This is a genomic window from Xylophilus sp. PBN-3R (assembly GCF_057747805.1).
In genome coordinates, this window is sequence record NZ_CM173225.1 from 3,140,468 (window position 1) to 3,156,469 (window position 16,002).

14 protein-coding genes are annotated in these 16,002 nt (G+C 67.5%); all 14 read right to left on the bottom strand.

Annotated elements, in window-relative coordinates; translation table 11 throughout:
- Positions 1 to 11: 11 nt before the first annotated feature.
- From AC3ANW_RS14905 to AC3ANW_RS14970, 14 genes are read right to left on the bottom strand one after another with little or no spacing between them, the layout of a single operon-like run.
- A complete protein-coding gene (locus tag AC3ANW_RS14905; protein ID WP_488341625.1) occupies positions 12 to 1,775 on the bottom strand; it encodes an ABC transporter ATP-binding protein in 1,764 nt (587 codons plus the stop codon).
- On the bottom strand, positions 1,772 to 3,229 hold the full coding sequence (locus tag AC3ANW_RS14910; protein WP_488341626.1) for an amidohydrolase family protein: 1,458 nt from the start codon (positions 3,227 to 3,229) through the stop codon (positions 1,772 to 1,774). Before AC3ANW_RS14910 ends, AC3ANW_RS14905 begins: the two co-directional genes overlap by 4 nt.
- Positions 3,220 to 4,794, bottom strand: a complete 1,575-nt coding sequence (locus AC3ANW_RS14915; RefSeq protein ID WP_488341627.1) for an ABC transporter substrate-binding protein — start codon at positions 4,792 to 4,794, stop codon at positions 3,220 to 3,222. The genes AC3ANW_RS14910 and AC3ANW_RS14915 overlap by 10 nt, the downstream gene beginning before the upstream one ends.
- A 50-nt stretch (positions 4,795 to 4,844) precedes the next feature.
- Complete coding sequence (locus tag AC3ANW_RS14920) at positions 4,845 to 5,735, bottom strand: ABC transporter permease (RefSeq protein WP_488341628.1); 891 nt, start codon at positions 5,733 to 5,735, stop codon at positions 4,845 to 4,847.
- Positions 5,735 to 6,667, bottom strand: a complete 933-nt coding sequence (locus AC3ANW_RS14925) for an ABC transporter permease (protein WP_488341629.1) — start codon at positions 6,665 to 6,667, stop codon at positions 5,735 to 5,737. The genes AC3ANW_RS14920 and AC3ANW_RS14925 overlap by 1 nt, the downstream gene beginning before the upstream one ends.
- A gap of 14 nt (positions 6,668 to 6,681) precedes the next feature.
- Positions 6,682 to 7,587, bottom strand: coding sequence for a LysR family transcriptional regulator (locus AC3ANW_RS14930; protein ID WP_488341630.1), 906 nt, complete (start codon positions 7,585 to 7,587; stop codon positions 6,682 to 6,684).
- A gap of 47 nt (positions 7,588 to 7,634) precedes the next feature.
- Positions 7,635 to 9,044, bottom strand: a complete 1,410-nt coding sequence (locus AC3ANW_RS14935) for an amidohydrolase family protein (protein WP_488341631.1) — start codon at positions 9,042 to 9,044, stop codon at positions 7,635 to 7,637.
- Positions 9,045 to 9,048: 4 nt separating this feature from the next.
- Complete coding sequence (locus AC3ANW_RS14940) at positions 9,049 to 10,368, bottom strand: aspartate aminotransferase family protein (protein ID WP_488345436.1); 1,320 nt, start codon at positions 10,366 to 10,368, stop codon at positions 9,049 to 9,051.
- A 27-nt stretch (positions 10,369 to 10,395) separates the two neighbouring features.
- A complete protein-coding gene (locus tag AC3ANW_RS14945; protein ID WP_488341632.1) occupies positions 10,396 to 11,427 on the bottom strand; it encodes a phosphotransferase in 1,032 nt (343 codons plus the stop codon).
- Complete coding sequence (locus AC3ANW_RS14950) at positions 11,427 to 12,320, bottom strand: polysaccharide deacetylase family protein (protein WP_488341633.1); 894 nt, start codon at positions 12,318 to 12,320, stop codon at positions 11,427 to 11,429. Before AC3ANW_RS14950 ends, AC3ANW_RS14945 begins: the two co-directional genes overlap by 1 nt.
- Positions 12,321 to 12,340: 20 nt before the next feature.
- On the bottom strand, positions 12,341 to 13,162 hold the full coding sequence (locus tag AC3ANW_RS14955; protein ID WP_488341634.1) for an ABC transporter substrate-binding protein: 822 nt from the start codon (positions 13,160 to 13,162) through the stop codon (positions 12,341 to 12,343).
- A gap of 43 nt (positions 13,163 to 13,205) precedes the next feature.
- On the bottom strand, positions 13,206 to 13,973 hold the full coding sequence (locus tag AC3ANW_RS14960; protein WP_488341635.1) for an amino acid ABC transporter ATP-binding protein: 768 nt from the start codon (positions 13,971 to 13,973) through the stop codon (positions 13,206 to 13,208).
- A 3-nt stretch (positions 13,974 to 13,976) separates the two neighbouring features.
- Entirely contained in the window at positions 13,977 to 14,822 is an 846-nt protein-coding gene (locus AC3ANW_RS14965) for an amino acid ABC transporter permease (protein WP_488341636.1), read from the bottom strand.
- A 19-nt stretch (positions 14,823 to 14,841) separates the two neighbouring features.
- Positions 14,842 to 15,804 (bottom strand): N-carbamoyl-D-amino-acid hydrolase, encoded by a 963-nt coding sequence (locus AC3ANW_RS14970; protein ID WP_488341637.1) that lies wholly within the window; start codon positions 15,802 to 15,804, stop codon positions 14,842 to 14,844.
- Positions 15,805 to 16,002: the final 198 nt, after the last annotated feature.

The window sequence follows — 16,002 nt, forward strand, 5'->3', positions numbered from 1 at the left end:
GTTTCAGGCATTCAATGGACTCCGTCGAGCTGGACGAAATGGCCCTCGGCCACCTCCTCCATCGCGGCTTGCACCGGCCGGTGGCCGGCAGGGAATACGGGGCTGGGCACGGCAGATGCCGGCCGGGCCTGGTGCACCCGGCGGATGGTCGGGTCGGGCATGGGCACGGCCGACAGCAGGCGGCGGGTGTAGGGGTGGCGCGGCGCATGCAGCACCGACGCGGTGGGGCCGATCTCGACGATGCGGCCGAGGTACATCACCGCCACCCGGTGGCTCACCTTTTCCACCACCGCCATGTCGTGCGAGATGAAGAGATAGGCCAGGCCGTGTTCCTTCTGCAGGTCCTGCAGCAGGTCGATGACCCTGGCCTGCACCGACACGTCCAGCGCCGACACCGACTCGTCGGCCACGATGATCTTCGGCCGCACGCTCAGCGCCCGGGCGATGCACAGGCGCTGCCGCTGGCCGCCGGAGAACTGGTGGGCACGGCGGTCGAGCATGCTGGCCGGCAGGCCCACCCGTTCCATCAGCTCGGCGGCGCGCTGGCGGCGCTCGCCCGGGGCCAGGCCGCCGTGCAGCTTCAAAGGTTCACTCACCAGGTCCCATGCCGCCAGGCGCGGGTTGAGCGATGCGTAGGGATCCTGGAAGATGGTCTGGATGTCGGCACGCAGCGGCCGCATTTCGGCATTGCTCAGCCCGCCGATGTCGCGGCCGCAGAGCTTGACGCTGCCTTCGCTGGCGTCGATGAGTTTGCTGACCAGCCGGCCGGTGGTCGACTTGCCGGAACCCGATTCACCGACCAGGCCCAGCGTTTCGCCCGCCCGCAGCGAGAACGAGACACCCTCCACCGCATGCACGTTGGCGGCCTTGGCGAACCAGCCGGTGCGCACCGGGAAACGTTTGCTCAGGTTGCGCACTTCCAGCAGCGGCGGTTCGGCATCTGCCGCCAGCGCGGCCGGCGATCCGTCGCCCAGCCGGGGCACCGCCGCCAGCAGTTCGCGGGTATAGGCCTGGGTAGGCGCGGCGAACAATTCGCCTACCGGTGCCTCCTCGACTTTCTGGCCGTGGCGCATCACCACCACCCGGTCGGCGATCTCGGCCACCACACCCATGTCATGGGTGATGAAGAGCACGGCCATGCCCATCTCGCGCTGCATCTCGCGGATCAGCGCCAGGATTTCGGACTGCACCGTCACGTCGAGCGCGGTGGTGGGTTCGTCGGCGATCAGCAGCTGCGGCCGGCAGGCCAGCGCCATGGCGATGGCCACCCGCTGCCGCATGCCGCCGGACAGCTCGCCCGGGTATTGCTTCAGCCGGCGCGCGGGCTCGGGCAGGCGCACGGCTTCCAGCATCTTTCCGGCGCGGGCCATGGCCTCGGCGCCGGAGATGTTCTCGTGCAGCTGGTAGACCTCGGCGATCTGGTCGCCCACCGTCATCACCGGGTTCAGCGCCGTCATCGGCTCCTGGAAGATCATCGAGATCTCCTTGCCGCGCAGCGCCCGCAAGGCGTTCTGCGGCAGGGCGAACAGGTCGACGGTTTCGCCCGACTGGCGGGTGAACATCGCCTTGCCGCCGGCGATGGTGCCACCCGCGTTCTCGATCAGCCGCAGCAGCGAAAACGCGGTGACCGACTTGCCCGAACCCGACTCGCCGACCAGCGCCACCGTCTGGCCGGCACCGATGGAAAAACCCAGGCCGCGTACCGCCTGGGTGCGCTGCTGGCCGCGCGTGAACTCCACGCACAGGCCCCGGAGTTCCAGCAATGGTCTTGTCATGCGGCAACTCCCGGCGTGCGGGTCGTGAACACCTTCGGCGACAGCTGGTCGGCGCTGCGGCCGGCATGGTCGTTCAGGTGCACCCGGCCCAGGGTGGACAGCTGCGCCTGTTCGACCTCGAACAGCGCCCGCTCCACGTCGATGGTCAGCACCTCGCCGTTGCGCACCACCTGCCGGCCATCGACATACACATCACGCACCGCCCGGTCGCCGGCCGAATAGACCAGGCAGCGCAGCGGCTCCCGCGCCGGCCGCATGTAGGGGTGGCGCAGGTCCACCAGCGAGAAGTCGGCCTTGCAGCCGGGCGCCAGCCGGCCGATGTCGTCGCGGCCGAGCATGCGGGCCGCGGTCGTCGTCGTGGCATCGATCAGGCCTTCGGTGCTGCTCGCCTGGTAGTTGCGGGCGACCACACGCGCCAGGTAGCTGGCCAGCCGCATCTCGTCGAGCATGTTGTGCGGGAAGGTGTCGGTGCCGATGCCGACCGGAATGCCGGCCTGCTGGTAACGGCCCAGGAAGTTGAGCGCGATGCCGCGCCGGGCAAACACGGTCGGGCAATGCGCGACGCCGGCACCGGAGCGGGCCAGCAGTCCGAAGTCGTCCGCCTGCGGCCAGTAGACCGACGGATGGTCGTTCAGGAAGATGCCGTGGCCGATGACCAGGTTTTCGTTCAGCAGGCCGATGTCGTCCAGCCATTCGATGGGCGTGCGGCCGTGGCGGCGGGTCATCTCGCCGAACTCGACAACGCTCTGCGCCGCATGCACCTGCAGCGGTATGCCGAGGCGTTTGCCCTCGGCCTGGGCGGCCTTCAGGAGCGCGGGTGTGCAGGTGTCGATCTGCGAGGGGCACAGCATGGCGCCGAGCCGGCCGCTTTCGTGTTCCAGCGCGCTCTTGACCACCGCCAGCGATGCCTCGAAGGCGCGTTCGCCGGCGGCTTCGTCCCAGCTGTATTCCACCGAATGGCCGTTGCGCGTGGCCCAGGCGGCCGACCGGAACATCGGCCCCAGGATGCCCCGTATGCCGGTGGCGGCCACCGTGTCGGCCCAGCCCGGGCGGGGCATGGACATGTCGACATAGGTGGTGACGCCGCTGCGCAGCATCTCGGACACCGCCACCTGGTTGGCATAGGGCGCCGAGGCGATGTCGGCGCGGAACACCGGCATGTATTCGTACAGGGAACTCTGCCCGAGCTTCGCGCTGCCCAGGTCTTCCAGCAAGCCGCGGTTGCCCGGCTCCGAGCTGGGGTGGCTGTGCATGTTGATCAGGCCGGGCATGGCCATCAGGCCCCGGCCGTCCACCGTCTCGTCGCACGGGCCGTGATAGGTGCCGCCGGCCTGCACGATGGCATTGCCGCGCAGCACCAGGTCGGCGCCGTGGTGGTAGACGTGCTGCTGCGCGGCCTCGTCCCAGCCGACCAGCACGTCGAGCGCGCGGACGACCGTGGTCTTCACTTCCATGCGAAGTCCAGGCCCTTGTAGAAGGCGGTGCCTTCGATGCCGTGCGCCTTCAGCGGCTTGATGCGCGGGCCGTTGACCAGGTAGAGCGGGTCGTGGAACAGGGGCACCCACACGGCCGCGGCCGAGGTCTTGCCCAGCACCTGGCTGAAGGCCTTGTCGGCGGCCGCGGGGTCGCGGGCGGAGTCGCCTTCGGCCAGCCACTTGTCGGTCTCCGGATCCTTCCAGTTCATGCGGTTGGGGGTGGGCACGCTGGTCGACAGGAAGTACAGGTTCAGCGCCTCGCCGGTGGACATGTAGCCGAAGCCGATGCTGAACATGTCGAACTCCTGCGTGCCCAGCTTGCCCCAGGCCACGGTCGAGTCGAATAGCTGCACCTTCAGGTCCACACCCACCTTGCGCAGGTCGCCCTGCATGGCTTCGAGGATGTCCTTCCAGTAGCCGGCGATGCCGTACAGCAGCGGCTGCAGCCTGACACCGTCCTTGTAGCGGAAGCCGTCGGGCTTCTTCAGCCAGCCGGCTTCGTCCAGCAGCTTGTTGGCCCTGGCCGGGTCGAAGTGGAAAGGCGTCTGGCCGGGTGTGGGCGTGTCGGTCGCCAGCATGCTGGTGGCCGGCGTGGCGTTGCCGAAGGTGATGATCTCGGTCAGCGTCTTGCGGTCGACCGCCAGGTTGATGGCCTGGCGCACCTTCTCGTCGGCGACCGCCGCCTTGTCGATCTTGAAACCGACATAGAACGTCCAGTTGTAGACCGGCGCCTTGCTGGTCGACAGCGTCTTGCTGCTCTTCAGGTCCTTCAGCGCGTAGTAAGGCAGGTAACGCGTGGCGTCGGCCTGGTTGGTCTGCAGCGCGGTCAGGCGGGTGGTTTCTTCGGGCACGATCTTCCACACCACGCGGTCGACCTTGGGGCGCGGGTCGGCATAGATGGCGGGGCCCCAGTCGTAGCCTTCGTGTCTGGTCAGCACCACCTCGTTGCGGGGTGTCCAGCTCTGGAAGCAGTAGGGGCCGGTGCCGTCGAAACCCTTCACGCCGAAGTCGGCGCCCAGGGCCTTGACCTGTTCCATGTTGATGATGGTGTGCCCGTGCTGCGACATCTGGCGCAGCAGGTCGGCATAGGGGCGCTTGAGCTTGTAGACCACGGTGTAGGGGTCCGGGCCGGTGACGCTGTCGACCGGGCCGGCGCGCCATTTGTCCAGGCCCTTGGTGGCCGGATCGAGCCAGCGTTTGTAGCTGTCGACCACGTCCTGCGAGGTCATCTTCTTGCCGCTGCAGAAGGTGACGTTCTCATGCAGCTTGAAGGTATAGGTGAGGCCGTCGGCCGACACCGTCCAGCTCTTGGCCACGGCCGGCACGGGTTTCTTCAGGTCGTAGTCCAGGCCGACCAGGGTGTCGCCGGCCATGAACAGCACTTCGGCGCCGCCGCGTGCGGTGGTGCGGTGCGGGTCGTAGCGGTCGGTTTCCAGGTCGCGCAGCAGCAGCACCGACTTCGGCGTTTGTGCTTGCGACACCAGCGGCGCGCAGGCCAGCGCCAGCAGGGGCAGCGCGGCGAGGCGGATGGACAGAGAGGTCATCGGGAAACTCCTTCAACTAACAAAATCGGAAACCGGAAATTCAGGACGCCTCAGGCGCGCAACCTGGGGTCGAAGGCGTCGCGCAAGGCATCGCCCAGCAGGTTGATCACCAGCACCACCAAGAAGATGACCAGGGTGGGCACGGTCGACACGTGGGGGAAGATCTCGAGGTACTTGCGGCCGTCGGCGGCCATGCTTCCCAGCTCTGCGAACGGCGGCGCGGGGCCCAGGCCCAGGAAGGACAGCAGCGAAGCCAGCAGGATGGTGTGGCCCAGTTGCAGCGTCGCGTAGATGAGCAGCATCGACGAGCAGTTGGGCAGCAGGTAGCGGGTGATCAGGTAGAAGTCGCCGAAGCCGATGGAGCGCCCGGCTTCCATGTAGTCCTGCTTGGTGACCACCAGCGCGGCCGAGCGCGCCACCCGCACCATGCCGGCCACGCACGACGCGCTGAGCGCGATGAACAGGCTGGCCAGCCCCGGCCCCATGAGCGCCGAAAGGCTCAGGCCGAACAGGATGGCGGGGAAGGACAGCAGCACGTCGGCCACCCGCATGATGGGCGCCGTCAGCCGCCGGTAATAGGCCGCCAGGATGCCCAGCACCATGCCCAGGCCGGAGCCCAGCGCCACGCTGCCCAGGCTGATGCCCAGCGTGGCGCCCAGGCCGTGCAGCACCCGCGACAGGATGTCGCGGCCCTGCACGTCGGTGCCCAGCCAATAGGTGACGCCGTCGGGCGAGGTCCAGCCCGGCGTGTGGCGGGCGATGCGCATCTGCGTCTCGTAGGGATCGTGCGGCGCGATCCAGGGGCCGAGCAGGCCCAGCAGCAATATCACGACGGCCAGCGCCAGCCAGAGCACCAGCAGGCGGTCGGACGCGATGCGGCGCCACAGGCCTTGCGGGGCCGGCTCGGCGGTGGGCGTGGTGGTCACGGGGACTGCGCTCATTATTTGCTCCCGCGCGGGTCGAGGCTGGCGTAGAGCAGGTCCACCACCAGGTTGATGATCAGGAAGCCCACCGCCGTCACCAGGATCGCGCCCTGGGCCAGCGGGAAGTCGCTGGAGAAGATGGCGCTGACCGCCATGCGGCCGATGCCCGGCCACGAGAAGATCTGCTCGGTCACCACAGCCCCGCCCAGCAGGTTGCCCACCTGCAGGCCGACCAGCGTGACGATGGGCAGAAGCGCGTTGCGCAGGGCGTGGCGCACCAGGATGCGGGCCTCGCCGGCACCCTTGGCGCGGGCGGTGCGCACGTAGTCGGAACCCAGCGTCTCGATGACCGCCGTGCGGGTGATGCGCGCCACCGGGCCGATCAGCACCGAACCCAGCGTGATGGCCGGCAGTGCGATGGCCGCCAGGCCGTCCAGCGTCCACAGCGGGCCGCCGCGCCCCAGGTAAGGCAGCCAGCCTGCACCGCCGATGGTCTGGATCAGCAGCATGCCGACCCAGAACACCGGCAGCGAAACGCCGCAGACCGACACCAGCATGACCAGCCGGTCGACGAAACGCCCGCGCCGGTAGGCCGCCACCACCCCCAGCGCGATGGCCAGCGGAATGGACCAGATCACGCTGGCCAGCATCAGTTCGACGGTGGGGCCGACTGTCGCGGAAATTTCATCGGCCACCGGCTGGCTGGAGATCATCGAGCGGCCCAGGTCCAGGTGGGCCAGCCGCCAGACATACAGGCCCAGCTGCACCACCACCGGCCGGTTGAGGCCCATCTCCTCGCGGATCTCGGCGATTTCTTCTGCCGAGGCGCTGCCGCCGGCCCGCACCGCGGCGGGGTCGGCGGGCGCCACCTGGATCAGCACGAAACCGATGACGATGACACCTGCGAGAACGGACAGGGAGGTGAGGAGACGATTGAAGAAATGGGTCATGGGTTCGGTCGGGTTCAGGCATGCACGTCGACATCGACGGACTCCAGCACCCGGCGCATTTCGTCGATGAAGAATCCGCCGAGGCGGGACACCGGCTGGCGGTCGGAAACCACCACATAGGCAGTCACCGGCGTCTGCGGCTCGAAGCGTTTGACGACCATGCCGCCGCGGCGGAAGGACAGGGCGCTGAAAGGGTCGACCACCGACACGCCCACCTGGGCCTCGACCAGCAGGCAGGCGGTGTGGCAATAGCGGGTCTCGGCGGCGTAATCCACCGTCTCGCCCACCTTCAGGAAGGACTGGCGCACCGCCTTGCCGAACGCCGTGTCGCGGTGCAGGGCGACGAAGGGGAAACCGGCCAGGTCCTGCGGCCGGATCAGTTCGCGGGTAGCCAGTGCATGGTGCGGCGGCATCACGCACACCATGCTCGAATGCACCAGCACCTCGGCATGGATGGAAGGCGGCGTGCGCGGCGTTGCCAGCACGAAGCCCAGTTCGCTGACACCCGACTGCACCGCATCCAGCACCCGGCGGGCATCGCCCACGTCGACATGCGCCCGCACGTCGGCATGCTTGGACATGAAGCGCTGCATGGCCAGCGGCAGGCCGGCATTGGCGACCGGCGGCGTGGCGATCACCCGCAGGTGGCCGGTGCGGCGTTCGCGCATGTCCTGGATACGCGAGTTGAGCGTGGAATACAGCTCGAAGATGCTCTCGGATTCGACGAACAGGGTGCGTGCGTCGGCCGTCGGCAGCAGGCGGTTGTTGACCCGTTCGAACAGGGCGAAACCGGCCTGGCGTTCCATGAGCTTGATGGCGTTGCTGACCGCCGGCTGCGACATGGCGAGTTCACGCGCCGCGCCCATGGTGGTTTCGCAGCGGATGACGGCCCGCAGCACTTCGATTTGCCGCAGGTTCATGGGAGGTTTCCGAAAGGCTTTGGGGTCACGGGCATGAACGTGTGCAATTACTGCGCCACATCGAGCCAGGGGATCTCGCCGACCGGCCGCGCGATGTCCGGGTTCTGCCGCACCATGCGGCGCCACACGTCGCGGACCACCTGCTCCGCCCGGTCGACCACCGCGTCTTCGTCCACGGTGGTCAGCCGGCCTCCGCGCATCAGGAACCGGCCTTCGACCAGCACCGAATGCACCGTACCGGGGTGGCCGTAATGCACCACGTTCGACGTCAGCCGGATCAGCGGGCGCAGGCTGGGCGAACGCAGGTTGAGCACCGCCAGGTCGGCTTTCTTACCGACTTCGATGCTGCCGATCTCGTCCAGCGCGCCGACCGCCGCCGCGCCGTGGCGGGTGGCCATGTCGAGCATTTCCTGCGGCTGGGGCGACACGCCGCCTTCCACCTCGCGGCCACGGCCGGTGCGGTGAAGGATGGAGCCGAACGCCAGCGCCTGGAACATGTCGGCGCTCATGTTGTCGGTGCCCAGCGCCACCTCGATGCCGGCGTCTCGGATGGTGCCGATCAGCGCCTTGTGCACGCCGCGCCGCGAGATGCTGGCGGGTGTGTGGGCCATGCGTACACCGTGTCGTGCCAGCAGTGCGATGTCGTCGGGTTTGCAGAAGGTCAGGTGCGCCGCCAGCAGGTCGGGGCCCAGGAAACCCTGTTGCGCCAGGTAGGCGGTGGAACTGAGGCCGGTGCGCTGGCGCACCGCCGCCTCTTCCCCCTGGCTCTGCGACAGGTGGATGGTGCGGGTCAGTCCGCGCTGTTCGGCGGCGTCCCGCAGCCGCTTCAGGATGACCGGCGAACAGTTGTCCGGTGCATGGGCCGCCACCTGGCAACGCACCCTGCCCTGGTGGCTGCCATGGAAGCGGTCGATCAGCGCCATGCTGCGGTCGAAGAAGGCGTCGCCGAAGGCCGGATCCACGCTGTAGTCGCCGTGGCGGATGCGCCGGGTGTCGATGTCGGCGCAGGCTTCGGACAACCACAGCCGCAGGCCGGTCGCGGCCATGGCGTCGGCGTAGGTGGCCACATGGCGGAAAGGGTCGACCACCGTGGTGGTGCCGCTGCGGACCGCCTCGACGCAACCCAGCACCGCCACCGCTGCCCGCTCCTCGCCGGTCATGGCATAGGAGATCGGGGTCATGTAGTTGTAGATGGCCTCGCCGGACCAATCCTCGACGGTGCCCTTGAGCGCGTTCAGCACGGTGTGCGAATGGGCGTTGACGAAACCCGGCAGCACACCCAGCCCAGCGGCCTCGAAGCGTGGCAGCGCGGCATAGGCGGGGTCCAGCGCGGCGGTGGGGCCGATGGCGGCGATGCGGCCGCCGACGATGGCGATGGAAGTGTCCTGCAGCAGCCGGCGGTCGGCGTCGCAGGTCAGCACCGTGGCTTCGCGGATGAGCAGGTCGGTGTTTTCCATGAGCTCAGGCCAGGGCCGCGACGTCGGCCAGCGCTTCGTCCAGCGCCTGCAGCAGCAGGCCGGCCTGCTCGCTGTCGAACACCATCGGCGGTCGCACCTTCAGCACGTTGGCGCCCGGGCCGCAGGCGCTGATCAGCACCCGCTTTTCACGCAGGCGGTTGACCAGCGCGGCGGTGGCGGCGGTGGCCGGCGTCCTGGCGGCCCGGTCGCTCACCAGTTCGACACCGATGAACAGGCCGTCGCCGCGCACGTCGCCGATGAGCTGGTGGCGTCCGGCCAGGCGGCGGATGCCGGCCTGGAGCTCGCCGCCGACGCGGGACACGTGCTGCCGCAGGTCCTGGTTCTCGATGACATCGAGCACCGCCATGCCGACCGCACACGAAACCGGGTTTCCGCCGAAGGTGTTGAAGTAACGCGACTTGCGGCCGAAGGCGTCGAGGATTTCGGGCTTGCCGGCCAGACCGGCCAGCGGATGGCCGTTGCCCATCGGTTTGCCCATGGTCACCAGGTCGGGCACCAGGCCGTGCCGCTGGAAACCCCACATGGCCGAACCGGTGCGGCCGAAACCGGGCTGCACTTCGTCGGCGATGAACAGCCCGCCCGCATCGCGGATGACCTGTGCGGCCGGCGCGAGGAAACCGGCCGGGCCGCTGAACACACCGTCACTCGAGAAGATGGTGTCGACCAGCAAGGCGGCCGGCTGGATGCCGTGGGCTCGCAGGTCGTCGATGGCCGCCTGCACGTTGCGGGCGAAGGTCGCGCCGACGTCTTCAGGCTTGCCGCGATAGGCGTCCGGTGCCGGCACCACCCGCACGTTGGGGCTGCGCGCCACGCCCGCGCCCAGCGACGGCGACATGCGCGAAATGACTTCGGTCACCCCGTGGTAGGCCAGCTCGGTGACGATGAAACCGGTGCCGCCGCTGTGCGAACAGGCGATGCGGTAGGCCAGGTCGTTGGCCTCGCTGCCGGTGCAGGTGAACATCACATGGCCGATTTCCGGCGGAAAGTAGCCCAGCAGGCGCTCCGCGTAATCCAGGATGCCGTCGGTCAGGTAACGGGTGTGGGTGTTGAGAACACTCGCCTGCCGCGTGAGCGCCGCCACCACATGCGGATGGCAGTGGCCGACCGATGCGACGTTGTTGTAGGCGTCGAGGTAACGCTGGCCGTCGGCGTCGTAAAGCCATGCGCCTTCGCCGCGCACCACATGCACCGGGGTTTGATAGAACAGCCGATAGGCGGGGCCGAGCAGGCGTTCGCGGCGGGCGACCATGTCGCGCTCGCGGGCGGCCAGGTTGCCTGACTCGGGGCTGTAGGAATTGATCATCGTCACGGGTGGCGGCCTTTGTTCAAGTCAGTTTTTCTTCAGCATTTCGGCGCCCTCGCCTTCGGCCAGCGCGGCCAGGCGGGCGAGCCCGGCGACTGCGATCGGCCGGTTCTTCAGGATGTAGGGCGCGTTGCCGGGATGCGCCGCTGCCCGGAACGAACTCACCGCCACGGCCAGCGCCAGGCGTGCGGCCATCAGGTCGGGCAACAAGGCGATTTCGGTTTCGGTCAGGGGCGTGATCGACTGGAAACCGCGCACCAGTGCGGCCGGGCCGCTCATCGCATGGCCTTCCGGCGACACGAAATACGCGGCGGCGGTCGCCACGTCCTGCACCAGCGACGCCGACACCATGTCGCCGAAGTCGATGACACCGGTCACCCGGTCGATGTCCGCCGGGTCGACCAGGAGGTTGTACGGGTTGAAGTCGTTGTGGATGACCTGGTGGCGCAGGCCGGGCAGTTGCGGCGCCACGCGGTCTTCGAACCGGTCGAGGGCGATTTCCGCCAGGCGGCGGGCTTCGGCTTCCTCGATGGAGGCCAACATGGGACGCACGCCGAGCACATGCTGCACATCCCACAGCAGGCGGGTGTGTTCGGCGGGGTGCCGGTAGCCGGAAAGCGCTGCGCCGAGCTGCGCCAGCGTGCGGCCGACGCTGGTGCGCTGCGCGTCGCTGCGGCCCACCGTGTTGAGCGGTGCTCCGGGCAGGTAACTCAGCAGGTGCACCCGGCGGTCCGGCAGGCCGTCCACCTGCCAGAGGTATTCGTGGCCGCTGCCGTCCAGCGCGGCCATGGCGCGCGGCACCGGCGCAGCGGGGTCGCGGCGGGCCACGTGGAGCAGCGCCTGAAGATGGAAATCGCTGACCGCGGGGTCTTCGGCAAAGTGCAGCACCTTCAGCACGAACGCCCTGCCCTGCCGGTCGGTCACGCGGAAATTGCGGTCACGCTCTCCCCCCAGGGGCTCGACGACACCCACGCCTTCGATGAAAACCTCTGCCAGCCCCCCGGCCTGCGCAGCTGTCACCTCGGGCGAGGGTGTGTCGAACAGGGCGTCCGGCGACATCAGGCGCGGCGGGTGTCTGCGGCTTCGCACTTCTCGAAGTGCGTCGCGATCTCCTGGCCGGTGGTGATCCACACATCGCCGTATTCACGGGTGGTCTGCAGGAATTCACGCAGGATCTTCAGGCGCATCGGCCGGCCGCTGACCTGCGGATGCAGCACGGTGGTGATGAGCCCGCCCCAGTCGCGGGTCTCTTCCATCTCGTCGTTCCAGATCGACAGCACGTGTTCACGCGGGAACATCGGGCGCGGGCTGAAACGATGGGTCAGGCCGTACATCCAGTCGTCGAAAGTCATGGTGGCGGGCAGTTCGACCACGCCAGGCGTGCCGTCGGCCAGCACCTGGCGGTAGGGGCGCACGTCGTCGCGCCATGAACTGCTGTACTGGAAACCACGTTCCTTCAGCAGCACCCGCAGCTGCTCGCAGCTTTCACCGACCGGTGCGCGATAACCGACGGGCACCACACCCAGCACCTTCTTCAGGCTGTCCAGCCCGCGCTCGAGTTCCTCGACGATGTGCGGCGCGCCGGGGTCGGGCATCAGGTGGTGGTAGCCGTGGTGGGCGATCTCGTGGCCGTCCTTCAGGATGGCCTCGCACATGGCGGGATGTGCATCCACCGTCCAGCCGGGGATGAAGAAAGTGCCCTTGACCTCGAAGTCCCGGAACAGTTCCAGCATCTTGGCCGTGCCGATGCGGGCTTCGTAGCCGCCGAAGGACATGGTCACCAGGCGTTCGTAGTTCTTCGGGTCCTTGGCGGTCCAGGCGGTCTCTGCGTCGACATCGACCGCCAGGAACATGGCGGCCTTCTGGCCGGCCGGCCAGGGGTAGATCGGCGAGACGGGTGCGCGGTTGGCCGGCAGGAGCGGGATCTGGTCGAGTTGCGGGGTGCTGCTCATGGTCATGCTCATGGTCGGACTCACTTGCCCGCGTTGACGGTGAAGGCGGTGACGCCGTTGTTCGACAGCTGGTACTTGTCCAGCAGCTTCTTGTAGGTGCCGTCCTTGCTGAGTTCTTCGAGCGCGCCGACCACCGCCTTGTGCAGCAGCGGCTGGTCCTTGGCCATGGCCATGCCCATCAGCGTGTAGCGCAGCGGCTCGCCGACCAGGGCGTAGGTATTGGGTTCCTGCGACATGATGAAAGGCAGGGTTTCGTTGCCCTGCACCGCTGCGTCGATGCGGCCCTGGCGCAGCTGGGTGCGGGCATCGGCCGAGCCTTCGGTGCCGGTCACCGTGATGGCGGCCAGGCCCTTGGCGACGCAGTTGGTGTCGCTCCAGGCCTTGATCTCGCCGGGCAGGCTGGTGCGGCGGCTGGCGCCGACGTTCTTGCCGCACAGGGCGCTCTGCGACTTGAACTCGCCGGCACGCGAAGCCTGGGTGAAGAACTGCACACCCGAACGCACGTAGTCGACGAAGGTGGCCGTTTCCTGTCGCACCGGCAGGTCGCTGAAACCCGAGATGATCATGTCCACCCGGCCGGTCTTGATGCTCGACAGGAACTGCTCGAAGCTGGTCTCCTGCCACTTGATCTCGACGCCCAGCTTCTTGCCGATGGCGTTGCCCAGCTCGATGTCGAAGCCGGTCAGTTCGCCGGTCTTCAGGTCCTTCATTTCCAGCGGCGGGTAATTGGGCACCACACCCACGGTGATGGTCTTGCTCGACTTGATGGTGTCGGGCAGGTCGACCGCGTGGGCCGAGAAAGCGGCCAGCAGGGCGGCGACGAGGGTCAGCTTCTTGATCATGGGAACCTTCGATGGGTGGAACAGGAAACAGTCGGAAAAGCGGTCACAGGACGGCCGCCAGGAAGGCCTTGGTGCGGGCCTCGGTGGGCGTGGAGAGCACTTGCGCGGCGGGGCCGGATTCGACGATGGCGCCCTGGTCCATGTAGACCACGCGGTCCGCGACCTCGCGGGCGAAACCGAGTTCGTGGGTCACCACGATCATGGTCATGCCGGAGGTGGCGAGGCCCTTCATCACCGCCAGCACCTCGCCGACCATCTCGGGGTCGAGTGCGCTGGTGGGTTCGTCGAACAGCATCACCTGGGGCTGCATGGCCAGCGCACGGGCAATCGCCACACGCTGCTGCTGGCCACCGGAAAGCTGCGCCGGGTAGGAACCGGCCTTGTCGGCCAGGCCGACCCGGGCCAGCAGCGCCAGCGCCTCGGTCTCGACCGTCTTGCGGTCGCGGCCCAGCACCTCGACCGGGCCTTCCATCACGTTGGCCAGGGCCGTCATGTGGGCAAACAGGTTGAAGCGCTGGAACACCATGCCGGTGTGCAGCCGCTGCTTCGCGATCTGCCGTTCGGTCAGCCTGCGCAGGGTCTTGTCGCCACGCGGCTGGAAACCGATGAGCTCGCCGTTGACCCAGATGGCACCGCTGTCGGGCGTCACCAGCTGGTTGATGCAACGCAGCAGCGTGGTCTTGCCGGAACCGGACGCGCCGATCAGGCACAACACCTCGCCGGCCTCGACATCGATGGACACGCCGCGCAGGGCCTGGAAATCGCCGAACTGCTTGCGCACGTCGACGATGGAAACGATGGGCTGGTCCATGGCTCAGGTCCTCGTGCCTTTGGAATACCGGCGCTCCAGCAGCATCTGCAGCGGCGTCAATATGGAAACGATCACCAGGTACCAGATGGCGGCCACCAGCAGCAGTTCGATCACCCGGGAGTTGGCGTAATAGATGTTCTGCGCGTTGTGCAGGATCTCGGAGAACTGGATCACGCTGGCCAGCGAAGTGAGCTTGACCATGCCGATGAACTCATTGCCCAGCGGCGGCAATATCACCCGCATCGACTGCGGGAACACGATGCGCCGCAGCAGCTGCAGCTGGCCCATGCCGATGGCCTTGGCGGCTTCGTACTGGCCGGTGTCCACCGACAGCAGGCCGGCGCGGATCACTTCGGAGGTGTAGGCACCCTGGTTGATGGCCAGGCCCAGCAGCGCGGCCAGCATGGGTGTCATGACCGTCACCGTCTTCACCTGCCAGACACCGGCGATGCCGATGGTGGGGAAGATCAGCGCCAGGTTGAACCACAGCAGCAATTGCAGGATCAGCGGCGTACCCCGGAACAGCCAGGTGTAGCCCATGGCGACACCCTTCACCAGCGGGTTGGGCGACAGCCGCATGACCGCCGCCAATATGCCCAGCACGATGCCCAGGGCCATGGCAGCGACGGCCATCGCCATGGTGGAGACCAGGCCGGTGAGGATGGTCCTGGCGGTCAGGAAGTCGGCGACGTATTGCCACTCGATCTGCCCTCGGGCGAATGCGACGGCCAGCCAGGCCAGCACCAGCAGCACCAGTGCGGCGGAGGCCCAGCGGCCCCAGAAACGCTGCGGCAGAAGCCGGTAGCCGGAGACGTCCGGGTAGGCGTTCGGCGCCTTCGAGATGGTCATGGCGTTTGCCCCGCTTGCTTCAGTTGGCCGGAGGGATAGGCGGGGCCGGCAGCACCACGCCGACCTGCTCGACCAGCCGGGTGTAGTGCTCGGGGCGGCGATGCGCCTCGAAATTGAACATCTTCTCGCGGCCCTGGCGGCAGGCGTCGAGGTCGCAGTCGGCGACGATGACCTCGTCGCCCAGCGTCTTTGCCTGGGCCACGATGACACCGTTGGGGTCGACGATGCAGCTGCCGCCGATGAGGCCGTAACCGTCTTCGTCGCCGGCCTTGGCGACACTCACCGCCCAGGTGGAGTTCATGTAGGCGTTGGCCTGGGTCGCCAGGATGGAATGGAAGGTGCGCAGGGCCGCGTCTTCGCTGGAACCGCCGTTGGGGTCGTAGGCGGCGGAGTTGTAGCCCATCACCATCAGCTCGACGCCCTGCAGCCCGAAACTGCGCCAGGCCTCGGGCCAGCGGCGATCGTTGCAGATCAGCATGCCCATTACCGGGCTGCCCCAGGACTCGGAGCCGTAATAGGCCTCGAAACCGGTGTCGCCGTATTTGAAGTAGCGCTTCTCCAGCTGGTGGATCTGCGCACCCGGACGGGGTTCGACGGTGCCGGGCAGATGGGTCTTGCGGTACTTGGCCAGCACCTCGCCGTCGGCCGCCACCGTGATGGAGGTGTTGAAGTGCTCGCCGTCGGGTGTCAGCTCGGCATAACCGAGGTAGAAACCGACCGACAGTTCGCGAGCCCGGTCGAACAGCGCCTGGACGTCGGCGTTCGGCATGGTCGCCTCGAAATATTTATCTGCCTCGGCGACGCTCATCAACCACCGCGGGAAGAATGTCGTCAATGCCAGCTCAGGGAAAACCACGATTTGAGCGCCTTGGGCGGCGGCATTTTCCAGGAGCGAAATCATGCGCCCCAATGTTTCCGGCCGATTAGCGGAAAGCTGAACCGGTCCCATTTGTGCGGCGGCAACCCTGACGATGCGTGACATTTAATTTCCCGTATGCTTTTTTGGTGCAATGCGCTGTGTCCATACAGCGAAATTAATTCTGTCAGGCTCCTTCCGATTTTGGAATGCTGCGAATTATGATTTTGGCGAGGGGCCTATTCAAGGGATGAATACCCCGTATGAACCCGGGTGCCCAAACGCCGCAACGCCGTGACGGCCGGGACATCCATACGTCGAACG

What these genes read in the sequence shown, in the direction of transcription:
- AC3ANW_RS14905 (WP_488341625.1), bottom strand. Translation starts at nt 1,775, where the DNA reads ATGACAAGACCATTGCTGGAACTCCGGGGCCTGTGCGTGGAGTTCACG.
- AC3ANW_RS14910 (WP_488341626.1), bottom strand. Translation starts at nt 3,229, where the DNA reads ATGGAAGTGAAGACCACGGTCGTCCGCGCGCTCGACGTGCTGGTCGGC.
- AC3ANW_RS14915 (WP_488341627.1), bottom strand. Translation starts at nt 4,794, where the DNA reads ATGACCTCTCTGTCCATCCGCCTCGCCGCGCTGCCCCTGCTGGCGCTG.
- AC3ANW_RS14920 (WP_488341628.1), bottom strand. Translation starts at nt 5,735, where the DNA reads ATGAGCGCAGTCCCCGTGACCACCACGCCCACCGCCGAGCCGGCCCCG.
- AC3ANW_RS14925 (WP_488341629.1), bottom strand. Translation starts at nt 6,667, where the DNA reads ATGACCCATTTCTTCAATCGTCTCCTCACCTCCCTGTCCGTTCTCGCA.
- AC3ANW_RS14930 (WP_488341630.1), bottom strand. Translation starts at nt 7,587, where the DNA reads ATGAACCTGCGGCAAATCGAAGTGCTGCGGGCCGTCATCCGCTGCGAA.
- AC3ANW_RS14935 (WP_488341631.1), bottom strand. Translation starts at nt 9,044, where the DNA reads ATGGAAAACACCGACCTGCTCATCCGCGAAGCCACGGTGCTGACCTGC.
- AC3ANW_RS14940 (WP_488345436.1), bottom strand. Translation starts at nt 10,368, where the DNA reads ATGATCAATTCCTACAGCCCCGAGTCAGGCAACCTGGCCGCCCGCGAG.
- AC3ANW_RS14945 (WP_488341632.1), bottom strand. Translation starts at nt 11,427, where the DNA reads ATGTCGCCGGACGCCCTGTTCGACACACCCTCGCCCGAGGTGACAGCT.
- AC3ANW_RS14950 (WP_488341633.1), bottom strand. Translation starts at nt 12,320, where the DNA reads ATGAGCAGCACCCCGCAACTCGACCAGATCCCGCTCCTGCCGGCCAAC.
- AC3ANW_RS14955 (WP_488341634.1), bottom strand. Translation starts at nt 13,162, where the DNA reads ATGATCAAGAAGCTGACCCTCGTCGCCGCCCTGCTGGCCGCTTTCTCG.
- AC3ANW_RS14960 (WP_488341635.1), bottom strand. Translation starts at nt 13,973, where the DNA reads ATGGACCAGCCCATCGTTTCCATCGTCGACGTGCGCAAGCAGTTCGGC.
- AC3ANW_RS14965 (WP_488341636.1), bottom strand. Translation starts at nt 14,822, where the DNA reads ATGACCATCTCGAAGGCGCCGAACGCCTACCCGGACGTCTCCGGCTAC.
- AC3ANW_RS14970 (WP_488341637.1), bottom strand. Translation starts at nt 15,804, where the DNA reads ATGTCACGCATCGTCAGGGTTGCCGCCGCACAAATGGGACCGGTTCAG.